Raw genomic sequence first — 17,598 nt, 5'->3', positions numbered from 1 at the left:
ATGTTTGGGAGGACATATTTTTGCGGAGAAGTAACAGAGGAAGCAATCGGTAAAAAAGTAACATTAAAAGGATGGGTTCAAAAACGCCGTGATCTAGGGGGAGTAATCTTTGTCGATCTTCGCGACCGGACAGGAATTGTTCAAGTCGTATTTAATCCGGATATATCAAAGGAAGCGTTAGAGGCGGCTGAAAAAATCCGGTCCGAATATGTGCTGGATGTAGTAGGAACGGTTGTGGCCCGTGAAGAGGGCACGATCAATGAAAATCTAAAAACTGGGAAAGTGGAAATTCAAGCTGAGAAAGTAACAATTTTGAATGAAGCAAAGAATCCTCCGTTTGTCATTGCCGATTATGCAGATGTCTCAGAAGAAGTTCGCTTAAAATACCGTTATTTGGACTTGAGACGCCCTATTATGTTTGAAACATTAAAAATGCGCCATCAAGTTACAAAAGCGATTCGTGATTTTCTTGACAGCGAAGGATTTTTAGATATTGAAACGCCGATTTTAACAAAAAGCACCCCGGAAGGAGCGCGCGATTATCTTGTGCCGAGCCGTGTTCATCCAGGTGAATTCTTTGCCCTTCCCCAATCTCCGCAAATTTTTAAACAGTTATTGATGGTTGGCGGCATCGAAAGATATTATCAAATAGCCCGCTGCTTCAGGGATGAAGACTTACGGGCAGACCGGCAGCCGGAATTTACGCAGGTCGATATCGAAACCAGCTTCATGAGTCAGGAAGACATTATGTCTTTAATGGAAAAAATGATGAAAAAGGTCATGAAAGATGTAAAAGGGATGGACATTGAGACGCCTTTTCCGCGAATGACCTATCATGATGCAATGAGCCGATTCGGAACAGATAAGCCTGATACACGGTTTGGGCTTGAATTAATCGACTTAACTGAGATCGTCAAAGATTCAAGCTTTAAAGTTTTTGCAAATGCTGCAGAGAATGGCGGCCAAGTAAAAGCGATTAACGTAAAGGGAGCCAGCGGCAAATATTCAAGGAAAGATATTGATGCATTAACAGAGTTTGTTTCCCGTTACGGAGCGAAAGGATTGGCCTGGCTAAAGGCAGAAAAAGAAGGTCTGAAAGGCCCTATTGCAAAATTCCTTTCTGAAGAGGAACAAAACGCGATTCATGCAGCCATGGAAGTTGAAAAAGGTGACCTACTATTATTTGTTGCAGATAAAAAATCAGTTGTAACAGATTCCCTCGGAGCACTTCGCTCAAAGCTTGGAAAAGACTTGGATCTGATTGACAAGAACAAATTTCATTTCCTATGGATTACTGACTGGCCTTTATTGGAATATGATGAAGAGGAAAGCCGTTATTATGCAGCCCACCATCCGTTTACGATGCCATTCAGGGAAGATATTGAACTTCTTGACCAAAATCCGGATGCTGTCCGGGCTCAAGCATACGATCTCGTATTAAACGGGTATGAACTTGGAGGAGGTTCATTAAGAATTTTTGAACGAACCGTCCAGGAAAAAATGTTTAACGTTCTAGGATTTAGTGAATCAGAAGCAAGAGAACAATTTGGTTTCCTGCTGGAAGCATTTGAATACGGTACACCGCCTCATGGGGGTATAGCCCTTGGTCTTGACCGGCTTGTGATGCTGTTGGCAGGGAGAACAAATCTCCGGGATACAATTGCGTTTCCAAAGACTGCAAGTGCCAGTTGCTTGTTAACAGAAGCTCCTGGAGAAGTAAGTTCGGCCCAACTGGACGAATTGCATTTGTCACTTAATGTCAAAAAAAGCGAGTAATTTCCTATTTTTGTTTTCTTGAATTAAATCGGCTAAATATGATAATATACAATCAACAGATAAAGAGTCCTGATGTGTTCGTTGGTAATCCTGAAGTTTTGACCGAACAACCAAACTTCGGGAGCCTGGGGTTTCCGGGCTGCGTAAATGCCTCCTTGAAGAGGACTTACAGAAGCCCGGAACAAGGCACCCACCTGCGGAGAGCGGGTTCAAAACGAAGGCATCAAAAACGACGGCACGATTGGGACTCTGTCAAACATAGTGATATTCATCTCCACGCAAAGAGCGTGGAGTTTTTTAATGCTTCCTATTTTTATGAACTTAAAATTGTGTTCAGCTTTATTTTGTGAAAAAATCGTTGGATGTGATCATGAACGAGAGGCAAAGGACGGAATGTTAAAAAAGATTGACTCATAAGGGTCTGTCTTCCTCCAACATATAGAAGGGTTTTATTAATGTTTGTCTATACATTGTATTAGAGGGGTCTGACCCTGACTTTTATTTAATTTGCTTCATCATTTTTTAAGTATATAATTTTTTTAGGACATTGTTGGAGGTTAGGAAATTGAATGGAGAACCGCTTGCGTATCGAATGAGACCAACAAACATTGATGAAATTGTTGGTCAGAAAGATATTATCGGAAAACATACAAGTTTATATAAAATGATTAATAACGGCTATGTGCCGTCAATGTTATTATATGGTGAACCGGGTATCGGCAAAACTTCCATTGCTTACGCTATAGCAGGAACGGCGAAAATTCCTTTTATTGCCTTGAATGCAACAACCGCAGGCAAAAAAGATGTGGAAGCAGTTGTGGAGGAGACGCGTCTAACGGGAAAAGTCATTTTGTTTTTAGATGAAATCCACCGTTTTAACAAAGCTCAACAAGACTATTTATTGCCGCATGTGGAGCGCGGAGATATTATCTTAATTGGAGCGACAACCGAAAATCCTTTTCACGATGTCAATCCGGCTATACGAAGCCGTTGCGGACAAATTAAGCAATTAACACGTTTAACAATAGAAGATCTTCAAGAACTGCTTAAACGTGCGTTACATGACGAGAAAAAGGGGTTAGGAAAATTTTCCATTCAAATTACTGATGAACAAATACAAAAAATTGCTTTCGGATCAAATGGAGATGCCAGAAAATCATTAACATTACTAGAATCGATTGTATATGCTTCTAGAAAAGACAATGATACCTATATTGTAGAAGATGAAACGATTAACGATATGATTGGCAATGTAGGTGTATATGGTGATAAAAAAGGTTCTAATTTCTATAATCTTCTTTCCAGTCTTCAAAAGAGCATTAGGGGAAGCGATGTAGATGCCGCCCTATATTACTTGGCACACTTACTTGAAACAGGCGATTTAACAGCAGTAAATCGAAGATTGTTAGTCATTGCTTATGAAGATATAGGCTTAGCGAATACATCTGTTGGCAATAATGTAGTGGCAGCCGTCACTGCCAGTGAGCGTTTAGGCTTACCGGAAGCCCGTATTCCCTTGTCTGTTGCAGTGGTGGAAATGTGCCTGTCATCGAAATCAAATTCAGCGTACAAGGCCTTAGACAAAGCGATAGACGATATTAAAAAAGGTAAAGTGGGCGAAATCCCTAAACACCTTCGAGATAGTCATTATGCCGGTTCTAAAGAGTTGGGGCATGTAGGCTATAAGTATCCACATGATTATCCGATCGGCACGTTTGGCGGCTGGGTTCAGCAGGATTACCTCCCTGGCAATTTGAAGGGAACAAAATATTATCAACCGATCGAAGCCGGCGAAGAAAAACGGCTTGCTGCTATTTATAAAAAACTTGAAGAATTTAAGAATAAGAAATAATGTCAAAACAAGGATTTTTCGTTTTAGAAAAAATGAAAAAATGCAAGAATGATAACAATTGTGCTATAATGGCAAAAGCCTATCTTCATACTAAGAATTTAGATAAAAAGTATGTTTATATAAATGATATCCGGATGCCAGCAGTTTACAGGCTTATGGCTAAATTTTTTAAAAAATAAGAAATAAAGATATTCAGGAAAACAGGAGAAGAAACGAATCGAGGTGCAGAGGCATGAAAATTTCCACAAAAGGCAGATATGGATTAACGATTATGATCGAGTTGGCAAAACGACATGGAGAAGGGCCGATTTCTCTCAAATCCATTGCCCAAACAAACGACTTATCTGAACACTACTTGGAGCAATTGATAGCGCCGCTCAGAAATGCCGGTTTAGTTAGAAGTATCCGAGGGGCATATGGCGGATATGTTTTGGGGAAGGACCCTTCTACAATTACAGCAGGAGATATTATCCGTGTGTTGGAAGGCCCGATCAGTCCCGTTGAAGGGATTGAAGACGAAGAGCCGGCTAAGAGGGAATTATGGATACGCATCAGGGATGCAGTAAAAGAAGTTCTTGATAATACAACATTAGAAGATTTATCAAATTATACAGGCGATGGCGAAACGGATTCTTATATGTTTTATATTTAATTAATAAGCGTGTATGAGTTTTAAACTCCCAACCCTAACATGGAAATAGCTTTCATTAAAAAACAGAACCAACATAATAAGGCGGTGTGAGCGAAGCAAAGCTCTAAATATTTACAAAGCTAAACAAGTATCTTGCTAAAGAAAAGTTGGTATTTCTATCTTTGTTAGCGTAGCTCCGCCCCTTTTCCACAAAAAAAGACGTACAGGAAGAGAAGGTGGCACTTTTGGAACGAATTTACTTGGATCATGCGGCAACTTCTCCGATGCATCCAAAAGTTATTGAAGCTGTAGTAAATGTCATGAATTCCAATTTCGGCAACCCATCCAGCATTCATTCTTTTGGACGGGAAGCGCGGCTTTTGGTAGATGAGGCGAGAGATATACTTGCGAAAAGCATTGGTGCCAAGCGGAATGAAATCATTTTTACAAGCGGAGGAACTGAAGCTGATAACTTAGCGTTAATAGGTATTGCTGAAGCTTATAAAAGTAATGGAAAACATATTATTTCAACCGAGATTGAACATCATGCTGTACTAAATACATGCAAAGAGCTTGAAAACCGCGGGTATGAAGTTACATATTTGCCTGTTGATGAGACAGGAAAAGTTTCGGTTGATGATCTTAAAAAAAATTTGCGGGATGACACCATTCTTGTATCCGTCATGTTTGGAAACAACGAAGTAGGAACTTTGCAGCCTATTAAAGAAATTGGGAAAGTATTAGCAGAACATCATGCCGTCTTTCATACAGATGCTGTACAAGCATACGGGCTGGAAAAAATAAATGTAAATGAAGCCGGGATCGATTTATTGTCCGTTTCCGCTCATAAGATTAACGGGCCTAAAGGAATCGGATTTCTTTACATCCGCGATGGCATTAAGCTTTTGCCGCGCATTTTCGGCGGGGAGCAGGAAAGAAAACGCCGCGCCGGGACTGAAAATGTTGCTTCAATTGTCGGTTTTAAAGAAGCAGTCATTATTAGCCAGCAAGAGATGCATGCAAGGCGGGAAAAATATCGTGAATGGAAAAATGTTCTCATAAAAAAACTTCAAGTGGAAGAAATTGATTTCAGAATTAACGGTTCACTTGAAAATGCAATGCCGCATGTTATAAACATAAGCTTTCCCGGAACAAATGTGGAAGCAATGCTTGTAAATATGGATTTGTCGGGAATTGCAGTATCAAGCGGTTCAGCATGTACAGCTGGTTCTGTTGATCCATCACATGTGCTCGTAGCAATGTTCGGAAAAGATTCCGCGAGGATAAGGAATTCGATCAGGTTCAGTTTTGGACTTAACAATACTACTGAACAAATTGAAAAAGCGGCACTCGAAACAGCAAAAATTGTAAAAAGAATGACAAACAAATAAGATAGATGTTTGGCACAGCGAGGTGAAAACAGTGGGAAAAGCGCCAAAGGATACAAGAGTTGTGATCGGAATGTCAGGCGGGGTGGATTCATCGGTTGCTGCATTATTATTAAAGGAGCAAGGGTATGATGTCATCGGAATCTTTATGAAAAACTGGGATGATACAGATGAAAATGGCGTATGTACTGCAACCGAGGATTACGAGGATGTCATCCGCGTCTGCAACCAAATCGGAATCCCTTACTATGCCGTAAATTTTGAAAAGCAATATTGGGATAAAGTATTTACTTATTTCTTAGATGAATACAAAGCAGGCAGAACTCCAAACCCTGATGTCATGTGCAATAAAGAAATTAAATTCAAAGCTTTTCTTGATCATGCCCTTATTTTAGGTGCCGATTATTTGGCAACCGGGCATTATGCAAGAGTAGAATACCGGGACGGAGAACATAAAATGCTCAGGGGTCTTGATGAAAATAAGGACCAAACGTATTTCTTAAATCAGCTGACTTCTGATACACTTGAAAAAGTGATGTTCCCGATCGGCAATTTAGAAAAATCAAAAGTAAGAGAAATTGCCAAAGAAGCGGGACTTGCAACTGCTTCAAAGAAAGACAGTACGGGAATATGCTTTATCGGTGAAAGAAACTTTAAAGAATTCTTAAGCAGCTATCTTCCTGCTCAGCCAGGGAATATGGAAACAATTGATGGAGAAGTGAAAGGAAAACATGACGGTTTAATGTATTACACAATAGGCCAAAGACATGGACTTGGAATTGGCGGCTCAGGCGAACCATGGTTTGTCATCGGCAAAGACTTAGAACGAAATGTTTTATATGTTGGCCAAGGGTTCGATAATGAACACCTTTATTCGGATTCGATCAATGCCACAAATGTAAGCTGGGTGTCTAAACATGCTAAGCCGGAGGAGTTTGAATGCACAGCTAAATTCCGTTATCGACAGCCTGACAACAAAGTAACTGTTCAGCTCATGGATGGCAACAAAGCAAGAGTGGTTTTCCATGAACCAGTTAGAGCAGTCACACCGGGACAAGCCGTTGTATTCTATAATGGTGAAGAATGTCTTGGCGGAGGTACGATAGACCAAATATTTAAAAATGGCGAATTGCTTACTTATGTAGGTTGATGCAATAAAATGGGGCTGACTATAGTCAGCCTCTTGTTTTTGAGAACCTGATTCTTAAAAAGCCCCGAAGAAATATGCTATACTTTCAAATAGAATGGAGCGTGGACAATCATGGATAAGAACGCAATCGGAATTCAGTATATGAAAGAAGGCAAGTGGGAAGAAGCTGCCAAAGTTTTTTCAGAAGCAATTGAAGAAAATCCAGAAGATCCGATTCTCTACATAAATTTTGGAAATGTGCTTTCTGCTGTTGGCGAAACGGACAGAGCTTTGAATTTTTTTCAAAAGGCGATCGAGCTGGATGAGAATGCCGCAACAGCCTATTACAGCATCGGCAATTTATACTATGAAACGCAGCAGTTTGAAGAAGCAAAAAACATGTTTGAAAAAGCAATGAAAAAAGGCCTCGATTCTAGCGACAACTTCTTTATGCTTGGAATGGCGCTTGTTCAGCTGGAACAGACAAAACTGGCACTGCCGTATTTGCAGCGAAGCGTTGAATTAAATGAAATGGATGCTGAAGCAAGGTTCCAGTATGGACTCTGTCTCGCTCGGCAAGACTTAATTGATGAAGCGATTGTGCAATTTGAGCGTTGTGTTGCCATTGACCCGGATCATGCAGATGCATTTTACAATCTTGGAGTTGGGTACGGTTACAACGAAAACGCAGAAAAAGCACTCGCTATGTTTGAAAAAGCTCTTGCTATTCAACCTGATCATATACTCGCGGGTTATGGAAAAAAATTGATTGAAAAAGGAAATTCCAATCTCCATTAATTGTAATTTTGTTTGAAGAAGGATGGGAAACGATGGCGGAAAAACAAAACACACTCGACTTGTTTGCTGACGGCCAAAAATACATAAAAGGCAAACTTATTGTTACAATCTTTCATAATGATCAAAATTTATACACTGTATTGCGTGTACGAGTGGAAGAAACAAATGAGAATTATGAAGATAAAGAAGCTGTTATTACCGGCTATTTTCCCCGCCTTCATGAACAAGAAATTTATACATTTTTTGGGCAAATGAAGGAGCATCCGAAATTTGGACTTCAGTTCCAGGCAAATCATTTCAGGAAAGAAATGCCTCATTCCAAGCAAGGTGTCATTAATTATTTGTCAAGTGAACTTTTTAAAGGCATCGGCAAAAAGACTGCTGAAAGTATTGTTGCCACTCTTGGAGAAAATGCAATTTCAAGGATTTTAAATGAGCCATCACTGCTTGATTCAGTACCAAAGCTTCCTCCGGATAAAGCAAAAATGCTGTATGATACGCTCATGGAGCATCAAGGGCTGGAACAAATTATGATTGCTTTAAATCATTATGGCTTCGGTCCGCAGCTGTCAATGAGAATTTATCAAGTTTATAAGGAACAAACCATTGACATTATTCAATCTAATCCTTTCAAGCTTGTGGAAGATATCGAAGGCGTCGGTTTTGGCCGTGCAGATGAGCTCGGGCTTAAGCTCGGCATAACAGGAAACCATCCGGACAGGATAAGAGCAGCTTGTTTATATACGCTGGAAACTGAGAGCCTGCAAGCAGGACATGTCTTCCTAAACGCAGAGGATTTATTGGAAAGCATCAAAAAGCTGCTTGAAGAAAACCAGCCTGAAGAAATTGACTATACCGATATTTCCAATGAAATTATTAAGCTTCAAGAAGAAGGGAAAATCATTGGTGAAGAAAAGCGGATCTATTTGCCTTCCCTTTATTTTGCGGAAAAAGGTCTTGTAACAAATATAAAGCGGATCTTATCGCAAACGGAGTACGAAAACCAGTTTCCTGAATCAGAGTTCTTAATAGCTCTAGGAAAATTGGAAGAAAGACTCGGTGTACAGTATGCCCCGACACAAAAAGAAGCGATCCAAACTGCGCTTATGTCGCCGATGATGATATTAACGGGCGGGCCGGGAACCGGGAAAACTACTGTTATAAAAGGAATTGTCGAACTTTATGCCGAACTGCACGGCTGTTCATTGAACCTTGAGGATTATCGAAAAGATGAGCCATATCCGTTTTTGCTGGCTGCCCCAACCGGACGGGCTGCCAAAAGGATGAGTGAATCGACGGGATTGCCTGCACTGACCGTTCACCGCTTGCTTGGCTGGAATGGCACGGAGGGTTTTGATCGTAATGAAGATTATCCTCTTGAAGGAAAATTGCTTATTGTTGATGAAACTTCAATGGTTGATGTGTGGCTTGCCAATCAATTATTTAAGGCATTGCCTGAACAAATTCAGGTAATCCTTGTCGGTGATGAAGACCAATTGCCATCGGTGGGACCGGGGCAAGTATTAAAAGACTTGCTGCAATCGGAAAGAATTCCTACGGTGCGTTTGACAGATATATATCGCCAGGCTGAAGGCTCATCCATCATTGAACTTGCCCACGAAATGAAAAATGGCAGGCTGCCTGAAGGAATATCAGAACAAAAGCCTGACCGTTCGTTTATAAAGTGCAATACTGCACAAATTGCCCAAGTTGTCGAGAAGGTCGCCTTAAATGCGAAGAAAAAAGGCTATTCAGCAAAGGATATTCAAGTACTCGCCCCGATGTATAGGGGACCTGCAGGAATTGATCGGTTGAATGTATTATTGCAGGAGATTTTCAACCCGAATCCTGACGGGTCGCGAAAAGAAATCACTTTCGGGGATGTGAAGTACCGGATTGGCGATAAAGTTCTTCAGCTCGTAAACCAGCCGGAAAGCAATGTTTTTAACGGAGACATCGGAGAAGTTGTATCGATTTTCTACGCCAAAGAAAATACGGAAAAACAAGATATGGTTGTGGTTTCTTTTGAAGGGACAGAAGTTTCGTATACCCGCCAGGACCTTAATCAAATAACCCATGCCTACTGCTGTTCTGTTCATAAAGCGCAAGGAAGCGAATTTCAAATCGTGATCTTTCCTGTCGTAAGAAGCTATTACCGGATGCTGCGCAGAAATCTAATTTATACAGCAATTACAAGAAGCAAACAGTTTCTTATCTTATGCGGTGAAGAAGATGCTTTGAGAATGGGTGTAGAAAGAACGGATGATCAAATCCGCAATACATCACTATGCGAAAAGATCCGAGAGCAAATTCCTGCAATTGTGCGGACAGAAAAGAAGGAAAATACCGAACCTCCTGTTTCGTTTGAAGAGATATTGATGAATGAGGATCCGATGATCGGAATGGAAAATATTACCCCATACGATTTTATGGTGGATGAAGGATAAAGTTGTACAGGCGCATTGAAGTGCACCTGTTTTTTTGTTATTGAGTTTCCCTTTTCTTTTTGGAAAACGTTTCACCTTATGAAATCGCCGTAATAGCGGAAAATAAAAATGTTCGGAAAGGTGGGATGATATCTTTGCGGACATTTTCATTATTAAAAGGGCTCCCGGTTTATGAACTAAAAAGCGGTGAAAAAATTGGCGATATTTATGATTTAAATATTTCGAGCAGCGGGATAGTAAAGGGCATATTAATTAAAAATGGCGATTTTTTCCGAAAATCATATATGATCCGGATTGAAAATATCACTGACTTCGGCTTGGATGGGGTAATGGTTCAAGATAAAAAGGTATTGGAACCAATAAATTCGCCTGATTATACACTTGAACATAAGCAAAGTTTGACAGGCAAAATGATTATGTCGAATAAAGGCGATAAGCTTGGATTATTGGAAGATGTATATTTTTTGGAAGAAATGGGCACAATCGTAGGGTATGAATTGACAGATGGGTTCTTTTCAGATATTACGGAAGGGAAGCGTGTTGTCAAAACCGCTGACCCTCCGGCGATCGGAAAGGATGCCATCATTGTTAATGTAAAAACTACGTGAGGTGTCTAATGTGTTTAAGTGTCCGAATTGCCAGAGCAAGGATATTGGAAAAATAGGTATTAACCAATATTATTGCTGGAACTGCTTTATTGAGATGACCATTTCTAAAGACATCATTAATACACATCAAGTTGAGGAAGATGGCTCATTAAGCTCCCTGGATGATTTGTTCGATGAAGAAGACCGCCGTTTAAGTCTTTAATTTAAACATCGATTAACCCTTGCCGAACTTTTTTGGCAGGGGTTTTTTATGTACTAAGAATAAATCTTCTTCGTTCAACAACAATATGATTAGGAGGGGATTTGATTGGATATAAAAATGAAATGGTTTTACCGGTTAGGATTTCTCCTTCTTTTGTTTATTGTAATCTTTGTATTCATAAGACTTCAAGAAGTGTGGATTCCAGTTATTAAAATCGTGTTATCTGTATTAACCCCTTTTATTATTGCATCTTTTATTACGTATTTGCTTCACCCTGTAGTTGAAAAGCTTCACGAAACAGGGCTTCACAGGGGAGTTGCCATTGTCATTATTTATATTTTATTTTTTGGGGGTGCAGGATTTACACTTTACAAAGCTATTCCCGCAATTATTCTACAATTAAAAGATTTAACAGAACATGCCCCAGAAGTTGCTGAACAATATAGAACATGGATTGAAAAAATACATAGCAAGACGCATGCATGGCCAAATGGATTTCAAGAAAGAATTGACAGCAGCATTTTAGCTGTTGAAAAAACATTGGATCAAATTCTTTCGAAAACAGTAAACAGTCTCGTCAAAATTGTCAATTCTCTTTTAATGATCGCAATCATTCCTTTTATCACTTTTTATATGCTAAAAGATTATGATGTCATGAAAAAAGCAGTATGGTATTTAACGCCGAGAAAATGGAGGCAGCAAGGGATTTTATTTTTAAGGGATGTAGATAAATCACTGGGCGGTTACATACGCGGCCAAATGCTCGTATGTGCGATCATTGGCTCATGTGCTGCATTATTATTTTGGTTTGCCGGGATTAAGTATCCGCTTCTTCTTGGAATAATAGTCGGATTAACAAATGTTATCCCATATTTCGGCCCTATAATCGGCGCTGTTCCGGCTGTTATTATCGCTGTTACCATGTCTGTAAAGATGGCGGTAATTGCCATTATTATCGTTTTTTCGCTGCAGTTTTTAGAAGGGAATATTCTATCACCGCTGATCGTCGGTAAAAGTCTTCATATGCATCCATTAATGATTATCTTTGCACTGCTATCCGGAGGTGAAATAGGGGGAATATTAGGATTGATTCTTGCGGTTCCCGTGTTAGCAGTCTTAAAAGTAGCCTTATTGCATGCAAAAGACCACATGATAAGAGCAAATCGTGAAATGGAAACAAAGCCGAATCAATGAGTAAGATTGACAAACGCAAATCCGCTCTATATAATTCGGCTATAGGTATAGATGAAAACATGAAGAAGGATCAAGTATGTTGCAGTCCATCTGAATGCATTTGCATGGAAGAGAGGAATTCCCCAGGGCTGAAAGGAATTCCAGATGAAGGGCAGCAGAAAGCTAATCCGGAGTGCAGCTAACCCCTGCCGTTTAACCGCGTTAAGGTGATTTGAGAGATGGATGCATATTTTGCATCCATAATCAGGGTGGTACCGCGAGTTCAGCTCTCGTCCCTGTCAGGGGATGAGAGCTTTTTATGTTGTGAAGATGACGAACATTTTAGAAAAGGAGCTGATTTTTAATGAAAAAATTAACCGGTTCTGAAATCCGCAGGATGTTTCTCGAATTTTTCAAAGAGAAAGGACATGCTGTCGAACCGAGTGCATCACTCGTTCCACATGATGATCCTTCTCTTCTTTGGATTAACAGCGGTGTTGCAACATTGAAAAAATACTTTGATGGTAGGGTTATTCCTGATAATCCCCGAATTACGAATGCTCAAAAATCCATCAGAACGAATGATATTGAAAACGTAGGAAAAACTGCCCGCCACCATACGTTTTTTGAAATGCTTGGCAACTTTTCGATCGGTGATTATTTTAAAGAAGAAGCAATTGAGTGGGCTTGGGAGTTTTTAACAGACAAAAAATGGATCGGGTTCGATCCGGATCGATTATCCGTGACAGTTCACCCTGAGGATGATGAAGCATTTGAAATTTGGAATAAAAAAATAGGTATTCCGGAAGACAGAATTATTCGCCTTGAAGGAAATTTCTGGGATATTGGAGAAGGACCAAGCGGACCTAATACAGAAATCTTTTATGACAGAGGCCCTGAGTACGGGGATGATCCAAATGATCCCGAATTATTTCCCGGAGGTGAAAATGACCGTTATTTAGAAGTATGGAACCTTGTTTTTTCTGAATTTAACCATAATCCTGACGGTACATACACTCCGCTTCCGAAAAAAAATATTGATACCGGAATGGGTCTTGAGCGGATGGCATCAGTTGTTCAAAATGTCCCTACGAACTTTGACACTGATTTATTTATGCCGATAATTAAAGCAACTGAAAAAATTTCCGATGAAATTTACGGTCGAGATAAAGAAAAAGACGTGGCATTCAAAGTGATTGCCGACCACATCCGGACAGTTACATTTGCAGTTGGCGACGGTGCACTGCCTTCTAATGAAGGAAGAGGCTATGTTATAAGAAGATTGCTTCGCCGGGCAGTCCGCTATGCAAAGCAAATTAATATTAACCGTCCGTTTATGTATGAACTTGTTCCGGCAGTTGGGGAAATCATGAATGATTATTACCCGGAAGTCCAAGAAAAAGCGGAATTTATCCAAAAGGTAATAAAAATTGAGGAAGAACGATTCCATGAGACGCTGCATGAGGGCTTAGCGATTTTGGCAAATGTGATCAAGAAAGAGAAAGAAAAAGGAAGCAGAATCATTTCAGGCGAAGACGTGTTCCGATTATATGATACGTATGGTTTTCCTGTTGAACTTACAGAAGAATATGCCGAAGAAGAAGGCATGGGGATCGATCATGACGGTTTTGAAAAAGAAATGGAAAATCAGCGTGAGCGTGCCCGTTCTGCCCGCCAAGATGTAGGATCCATGCAGGTGCAGGGAGGAGTATTAGGCGACATTAAGGAAGAAAGCAAGTTTATCGGCTATGATCAGCTCGAAGCAGAAGCCGACGTTCTTGTGATCGTGAAAGACGGCCAGCTTGTTGATGAAGCAACAGCAGGCGACGAAGTTCAAATTATATTGGATGCCACTCCTTTTTATGCGGAAAGCGGAGGACAAATTGCGGATGAAGGAACAATTGTTTCCGATGGTCTTCTTGTTCAGGTAAATGATGTCCAAAAGGCACCTAACGGACAGCATCTGCACCGAGCAGTCATAAAGGAAGGAACCATTAAGAAAGGCCAGCATGTAAAAGCTGCCATAAACACACGCAGCCGCGGCAAGATTATTAAAAATCACACCGCGACTCATTTGCTTCACCAAGCATTAAAAGATGTTCTTGGAGACCATGTCAATCAGGCAGGATCTTTCGTCGGACCGGACAGGCTTCGTTTTGACTTTTCGCATTTTGGACAAATTCAGCCTGATGAATTAGAGAAAATCGAAACGATTGTCAACGAAAAAATTTGGAGAAATATCGACGTTGAAATTGACTATAAACCAATTGATGAAGCAAAAGCAATGGGAGCTATGGCACTTTTCGGGGAAAAATACGGAGATATTGTCCGTGTTGTTCAAGTTGGAGATTACAGCCTGGAACTATGCGGCGGGTGTCATGTTCCGAATACTTCTGTGATCGGTTTATTTAAAATTGTTTCAGAAAGCGGCATTGGAGCCGGTACACGGCGGATTGAAGCAGTAACAGGCGAGGCTGCATACCAATTGTTAAACGAGCAAATCGGTATTTTAAAAGATGCTGCAACTAAATTAAAAACAAGTCCTCGTGATGTTTCTGCGAGAATTGACTCATTACTGGCGGAAATGAAACAGCTCCAGCGTGAAAACGAATCTCTTTCTGCAAAATTGGGAAATATTGAAGCAAGAAGCCTTGCTTCAAGTGTGAAAGAAGTAAATGGCGTAAAGTTTATTGCTGCAAAAGTTCAGGCAGCTGATATGAACAATTTACGTAATATGGCAGATGATCTAAAGCAAAAACTCGGTTCTTTAATCGTAGTTCTTGCGAGTGTTCACGATGAAAAAGTCAATATTATTGCCGGGATAACAAAGGATTTAATCGAAAAAGGGTACCATGCAGGCAAATTAGTAAAAGAAGTTGCGACCCGCTGCGGAGGTGGAGGCGGAGGCCGTCCGGATATGGCTCAAGCGGGAGGAAAAGATCCGAATAAGGTTGACGGTGCTCTTCAATTTGTTGAAGAATGGATAAAATCCGTTTGATATCGGGTTAAACTAGTGTAAAATAAAGGTAACAGTTAACAGTGTGGCTTTTTTGCCATTTTCTCTGGTAACCAAGAAGAGAGGTGCATTAGATGAGCTCCTTTGATAAAACGATGAGGTTTGATTTTCCTGAAGAGCCTTTTGAACATGATGTAAATGAAGTGCTTTTACAAGTGTATGAAGCCCTTCAGGAAAAGGGATACAACCCGATCAATCAAATTGTCGGTTACCTGCTTTCAGGGGACCCGGCATACATTCCAAGACACAGAGATGCGCGAAATATTATTCGCAAGCTTGAACGCGACGAAATCATCGAAGTATTGGTAAAATCGTACTTAAAACAGCATAAAGAGGGATAATCATGCGCATAATGGGTCTTGATGTCGGCTCGAAAACAGTCGGCATTGCATTAAGTGATGAACTGGGATGGACAGCACAGGGGCTTGAAACGATCAAAATTAATGAAGAAGAAAATGAGTATGGTTTTGATGAGGTTGGCAAAATAATAAAAGAAAACGATGTTGGAAAAATCGTAGTCGGAATGCCAAAAAATATGAATGGAACGATAGGCCCGCGGGGAGAGGCAAGCCAATTTTACGCGAGTGAATTAGAAAAAAGGTTTGGCATCCCGGTCATTTTATGGGATGAACGCCTAACGACAATGGCTGCGGAACGAGTTTTACTTGAAGCTGATGTCAGCCGAGAGAAACGCAAAAAAGTCATTGATAAAATGGCGGCATCCATGATATTGCAAGGATATTTGGACAGTATACGTTAAGAGGTGAAAAAGATGGATCATGGTGAAAACAACATTACAGTAATTGATGAAGAAGGCAATGAGCAGCTTTGTGAAGTATTATTTACATTTGATTCAGAAGAATTCGGGAAATCATATGTGCTTTACTACCCGGTAGGCTCAGATGGGGAAGACGACGATGAAATCGAAATTCATGCTTCTGCCTTCATCCCAGGTGAAGATAGTGAAGAAGGCGAATTGATGCCGATTGAAACAGAAGAAGAATGGGATATGATTGAAGAAGTGCTGAATACATTCCTTGACGAACAGGAAGAAGGAGAATAGATGCGAAAAACCGGTCCTTTGAGAAGGAGGCCGGTTTTTTTTTTACCTCTTTGACAAAACTGTCTTGGATGTGGTCAAATATAGCTGTCGAACTTTCTCACAAACAAAGAAATTTTGTAATTTTTTTAGCGAATCAATTAAGAAATTATAGTATAATGGTTCAAATGTATGTAGATTGGAAGCGGTTGTAATGCTTAAACTAGATTGATTAAGGATTGAAGGGGTTACATTACATAGCAACCCTTGATAAATGGAGGGGAGCAGGAAGGATGTCAACGGAAAAAAAAGAGACGAAAAATGAAATCATTCGCCAAAAACTGTTGGAACTGCAATCTGAAGCGAGAACCGTCCGCAAAATCGTACTTATCATTGCAATTGTATTATTTCTTGCTGTATGTATAGCAGCTTTAGGCGGTTATATTTATATTAAATCTGCATTAAAACCGGTTGATCCTGACAGTAAAACGGAAAAAAATATCGAAATTCCGATCGGCTCTTCAGTAAGCGGTATCGCACAAGTATTGGAGGATGACGGAATTATTAAAGATGCCCGAGTGTTTAAGTATTATGTAAAATTTAAAAATGAGTCGGGATTCATGGCCGGGGATTATAAATTGAAACCTTCCATGAGCATTCCGGAAATTATTGAGAGATTAAAAACCGGAAAGGCGATGCAGGAAGTTATATTTAAGATTACGATACCTGAAGGAAAACAATTAAAACAAATCGCAGGCATTATTGCTGAAAAAACAAACAAGAATGAAGAAGAAGTTTTTAATAAACTGAATGATAAGAGCTTCGTAAAAACATTGATGGCAAAGTACCCCGATATTTTAACAGACGAAATTATGAATAAAAATGTCAAATATCCTCTCGAAGGATACTTGTTCCCGGCAACTTATCCTTTTTATAAAGAACATCCGACTATTGAAGAAATTGTAAGTGTTATGCTGGATAAAACGAAATCTGTTTTAAAAGAATATACGGGACAAATGGAAAAAAAACAATATTCAGTCCATCAATTATTAACGATGGCTTCCCTAATTGAAGAAGAAGCAACGGAAAAAGCAGACCGTGACCGAATTGCAAGTGTATTCTATAACCGGATTAAAACAGGCATGCCGCTTCAGACAGATCCGACCGTTCTGTACGCGAAAGGGAAGCATCAAGAACGGGTTCTTTATGAGGATTTGGAAGTCGATTCTCCCTATAACACATATAAACATAAAGGGCTTCCGCCCGGACCGATCGCCAATGCCGGGACGATGTCAATCGAAGCCGCCCTTAATCCGGAAAAAACAGACTTTTTGTATTTTCTAGCGACAGCTGACGGAGACGTAATTTTTACAAAAACGCTGGATGAACATAATAAAGCGAAGGCTGAACATATTACCAATAATTAATTCGCCGGGGAAGCGAGAAAAATTCGCATTCCCCCGGCGTTTATGTTAAAATGGTTCAAGTATATAAATATACACTGTAATAGCGTTACCCACGGATCTTAAGGATTTCGGC

The 17,598-nt window shown here is 40.1% G+C and carries 15 protein-coding genes and 1 other RNA gene; all 16 read left to right on the top strand.

Going from position 1 to position 17,598, the window contains the following annotated elements; translation table 11 throughout:
• The 16 genes from aspS to mltG all read left to right on the top strand — a co-directional run bounded on the left by aspS (position 1) and on the right by mltG (position 17,486).
• Positions 1–1,776 (top strand): aspartate--tRNA ligase, encoded by a 1,776-nt coding sequence (gene aspS, locus PB1_RS14540; protein ID WP_004438184.1) that lies wholly within the window; start codon positions 1–3, stop codon positions 1,774–1,776.
• A 63-nt stretch (positions 1,777–1,839) separates the two neighbouring features.
• Positions 1,840–2,028: non-coding RNA, 6S RNA (ssrS, locus tag PB1_RS17200), on the top strand.
• Between the two features lie 313 nt (positions 2,029–2,341).
• Positions 2,342–3,628 carry a replication-associated recombination protein A gene (locus PB1_RS14535; protein ID WP_004438177.1) on the top strand — a complete coding sequence of 429 codons (1,287 nt, stop codon included), beginning with the start codon at positions 2,342–2,344 and terminating at the stop codon, positions 3,626–3,628.
• Positions 3,629–3,860: 232 nt separating this feature from the next.
• Positions 3,861–4,280, top strand: coding sequence for a cysteine metabolism transcriptional regulator CymR (gene cymR, locus PB1_RS14525; protein ID WP_004438171.1), 420 nt, complete (start codon positions 3,861–3,863; stop codon positions 4,278–4,280).
• A 224-nt stretch (positions 4,281–4,504) separates the two neighbouring features.
• Complete coding sequence (locus PB1_RS14520) at positions 4,505–5,650, top strand: cysteine desulfurase family protein (RefSeq protein ID WP_004438159.1); 1,146 nt, start codon at positions 4,505–4,507, stop codon at positions 5,648–5,650.
• Between the two features lie 31 nt (positions 5,651–5,681).
• Positions 5,682–6,797, top strand: coding sequence for a tRNA 2-thiouridine(34) synthase MnmA (gene mnmA / locus PB1_RS14515; protein ID WP_004438157.1), 1,116 nt, complete (start codon positions 5,682–5,684; stop codon positions 6,795–6,797).
• A gap of 111 nt (positions 6,798–6,908) precedes the next feature.
• Complete coding sequence (locus PB1_RS14510; RefSeq protein WP_004438155.1) at positions 6,909–7,574, top strand: tetratricopeptide repeat protein; 666 nt, start codon at positions 6,909–6,911, stop codon at positions 7,572–7,574.
• 32 nt (positions 7,575–7,606) lie between these two features.
• Entirely contained in the window at positions 7,607–10,021 is a 2,415-nt protein-coding gene (gene recD2, locus PB1_RS14505) for an SF1B family DNA helicase RecD2 (protein ID WP_004438154.1), read from the top strand.
• A 134-nt stretch (positions 10,022–10,155) separates the two neighbouring features.
• A complete protein-coding gene (locus PB1_RS14500) occupies positions 10,156–10,629 on the top strand; it encodes a PRC-barrel domain-containing protein (protein ID WP_004438152.1) in 474 nt (157 codons plus the stop codon).
• Between the two features lie 10 nt (positions 10,630–10,639).
• Complete coding sequence (locus tag PB1_RS14495; RefSeq protein WP_004438149.1) at positions 10,640–10,831, top strand: hypothetical protein; 192 nt, start codon at positions 10,640–10,642, stop codon at positions 10,829–10,831.
• Positions 10,832–10,936: 105 nt separating this feature from the next.
• The gene (locus PB1_RS14490) at positions 10,937–12,025 is read left to right on the top strand and encodes an AI-2E family transporter (RefSeq protein ID WP_004438147.1); all 1,089 of its coding nucleotides are present in this window, start codon (positions 10,937–10,939) and stop codon (positions 12,023–12,025) included.
• 343 nt (positions 12,026–12,368) lie between these two features.
• On the top strand, positions 12,369–15,002 hold the full coding sequence (gene alaS / locus PB1_RS14485; protein ID WP_004438139.1) for an alanine--tRNA ligase: 2,634 nt from the start codon (positions 12,369–12,371) through the stop codon (positions 15,000–15,002).
• A 92-nt stretch (positions 15,003–15,094) separates the two neighbouring features.
• On the top strand, positions 15,095–15,361 hold the full coding sequence (locus PB1_RS14480) for an IreB family regulatory phosphoprotein (RefSeq protein ID WP_004438128.1): 267 nt from the start codon (positions 15,095–15,097) through the stop codon (positions 15,359–15,361).
• A 2-nt stretch (positions 15,362–15,363) separates the two neighbouring features.
• Positions 15,364–15,780 carry a Holliday junction resolvase RuvX gene (gene ruvX / locus PB1_RS14475; RefSeq protein ID WP_004438127.1) on the top strand — a complete coding sequence of 139 codons (417 nt, stop codon included), beginning with the start codon at positions 15,364–15,366 and terminating at the stop codon, positions 15,778–15,780.
• Between the two features lie 12 nt (positions 15,781–15,792).
• Positions 15,793–16,083: a DUF1292 domain-containing protein gene (locus PB1_RS14470; protein WP_004438126.1), complete on the top strand. Its 291-nt coding sequence runs from the start codon at positions 15,793–15,795 to the stop codon at positions 16,081–16,083.
• A gap of 269 nt (positions 16,084–16,352) precedes the next feature.
• Positions 16,353–17,486: an endolytic transglycosylase MltG gene (gene mltG / locus PB1_RS14465; RefSeq protein WP_004438125.1), complete on the top strand. Its 1,134-nt coding sequence runs from the start codon at positions 16,353–16,355 to the stop codon at positions 17,484–17,486.
• Positions 17,487–17,598 lie beyond the last annotated feature (112 nt).

This window comes from Bacillus methanolicus PB1, from assembly GCF_000262755.1.
In the GTDB taxonomy this organism is placed as follows: Bacteria; Bacillota; Bacilli; order Bacillales; family Cytobacillaceae; genus Bacillus_Z; species Bacillus_Z methanolicus.
The sequence above is the reverse complement of the archived record's forward strand: the minus strand, read 5'-3'. Positions and strand labels throughout refer to the sequence as shown.

What these genes read in the sequence shown, in the direction of transcription:
- PB1_RS14470 (WP_004438126.1), top strand. Translation starts at nt 15,793, where the DNA reads ATGGATCATGGTGAAAACAACATTACAGTAATTGATGAAGAAGGCAAT.
- mltG (WP_004438125.1), top strand. Translation starts at nt 16,353, where the DNA reads ATGTCAACGGAAAAAAAAGAGACGAAAAATGAAATCATTCGCCAAAAA.
- aspS (WP_004438184.1), top strand. Translation starts at nt 1, where the DNA reads ATGTTTGGGAGGACATATTTTTGCGGAGAAGTAACAGAGGAAGCAATC.
- ruvX (WP_004438127.1), top strand. Translation starts at nt 15,364, where the DNA reads ATGCGCATAATGGGTCTTGATGTCGGCTCGAAAACAGTCGGCATTGCA.
- alaS (WP_004438139.1), top strand. Translation starts at nt 12,369, where the DNA reads ATGAAAAAATTAACCGGTTCTGAAATCCGCAGGATGTTTCTCGAATTT.
- PB1_RS14510 (WP_004438155.1), top strand. Translation starts at nt 6,909, where the DNA reads ATGGATAAGAACGCAATCGGAATTCAGTATATGAAAGAAGGCAAGTGG.
- recD2 (WP_004438154.1), top strand. Translation starts at nt 7,607, where the DNA reads ATGGCGGAAAAACAAAACACACTCGACTTGTTTGCTGACGGCCAAAAA.
- PB1_RS14480 (WP_004438128.1), top strand. Translation starts at nt 15,095, where the DNA reads ATGAGCTCCTTTGATAAAACGATGAGGTTTGATTTTCCTGAAGAGCCT.
- cymR (WP_004438171.1), top strand. Translation starts at nt 3,861, where the DNA reads ATGAAAATTTCCACAAAAGGCAGATATGGATTAACGATTATGATCGAG.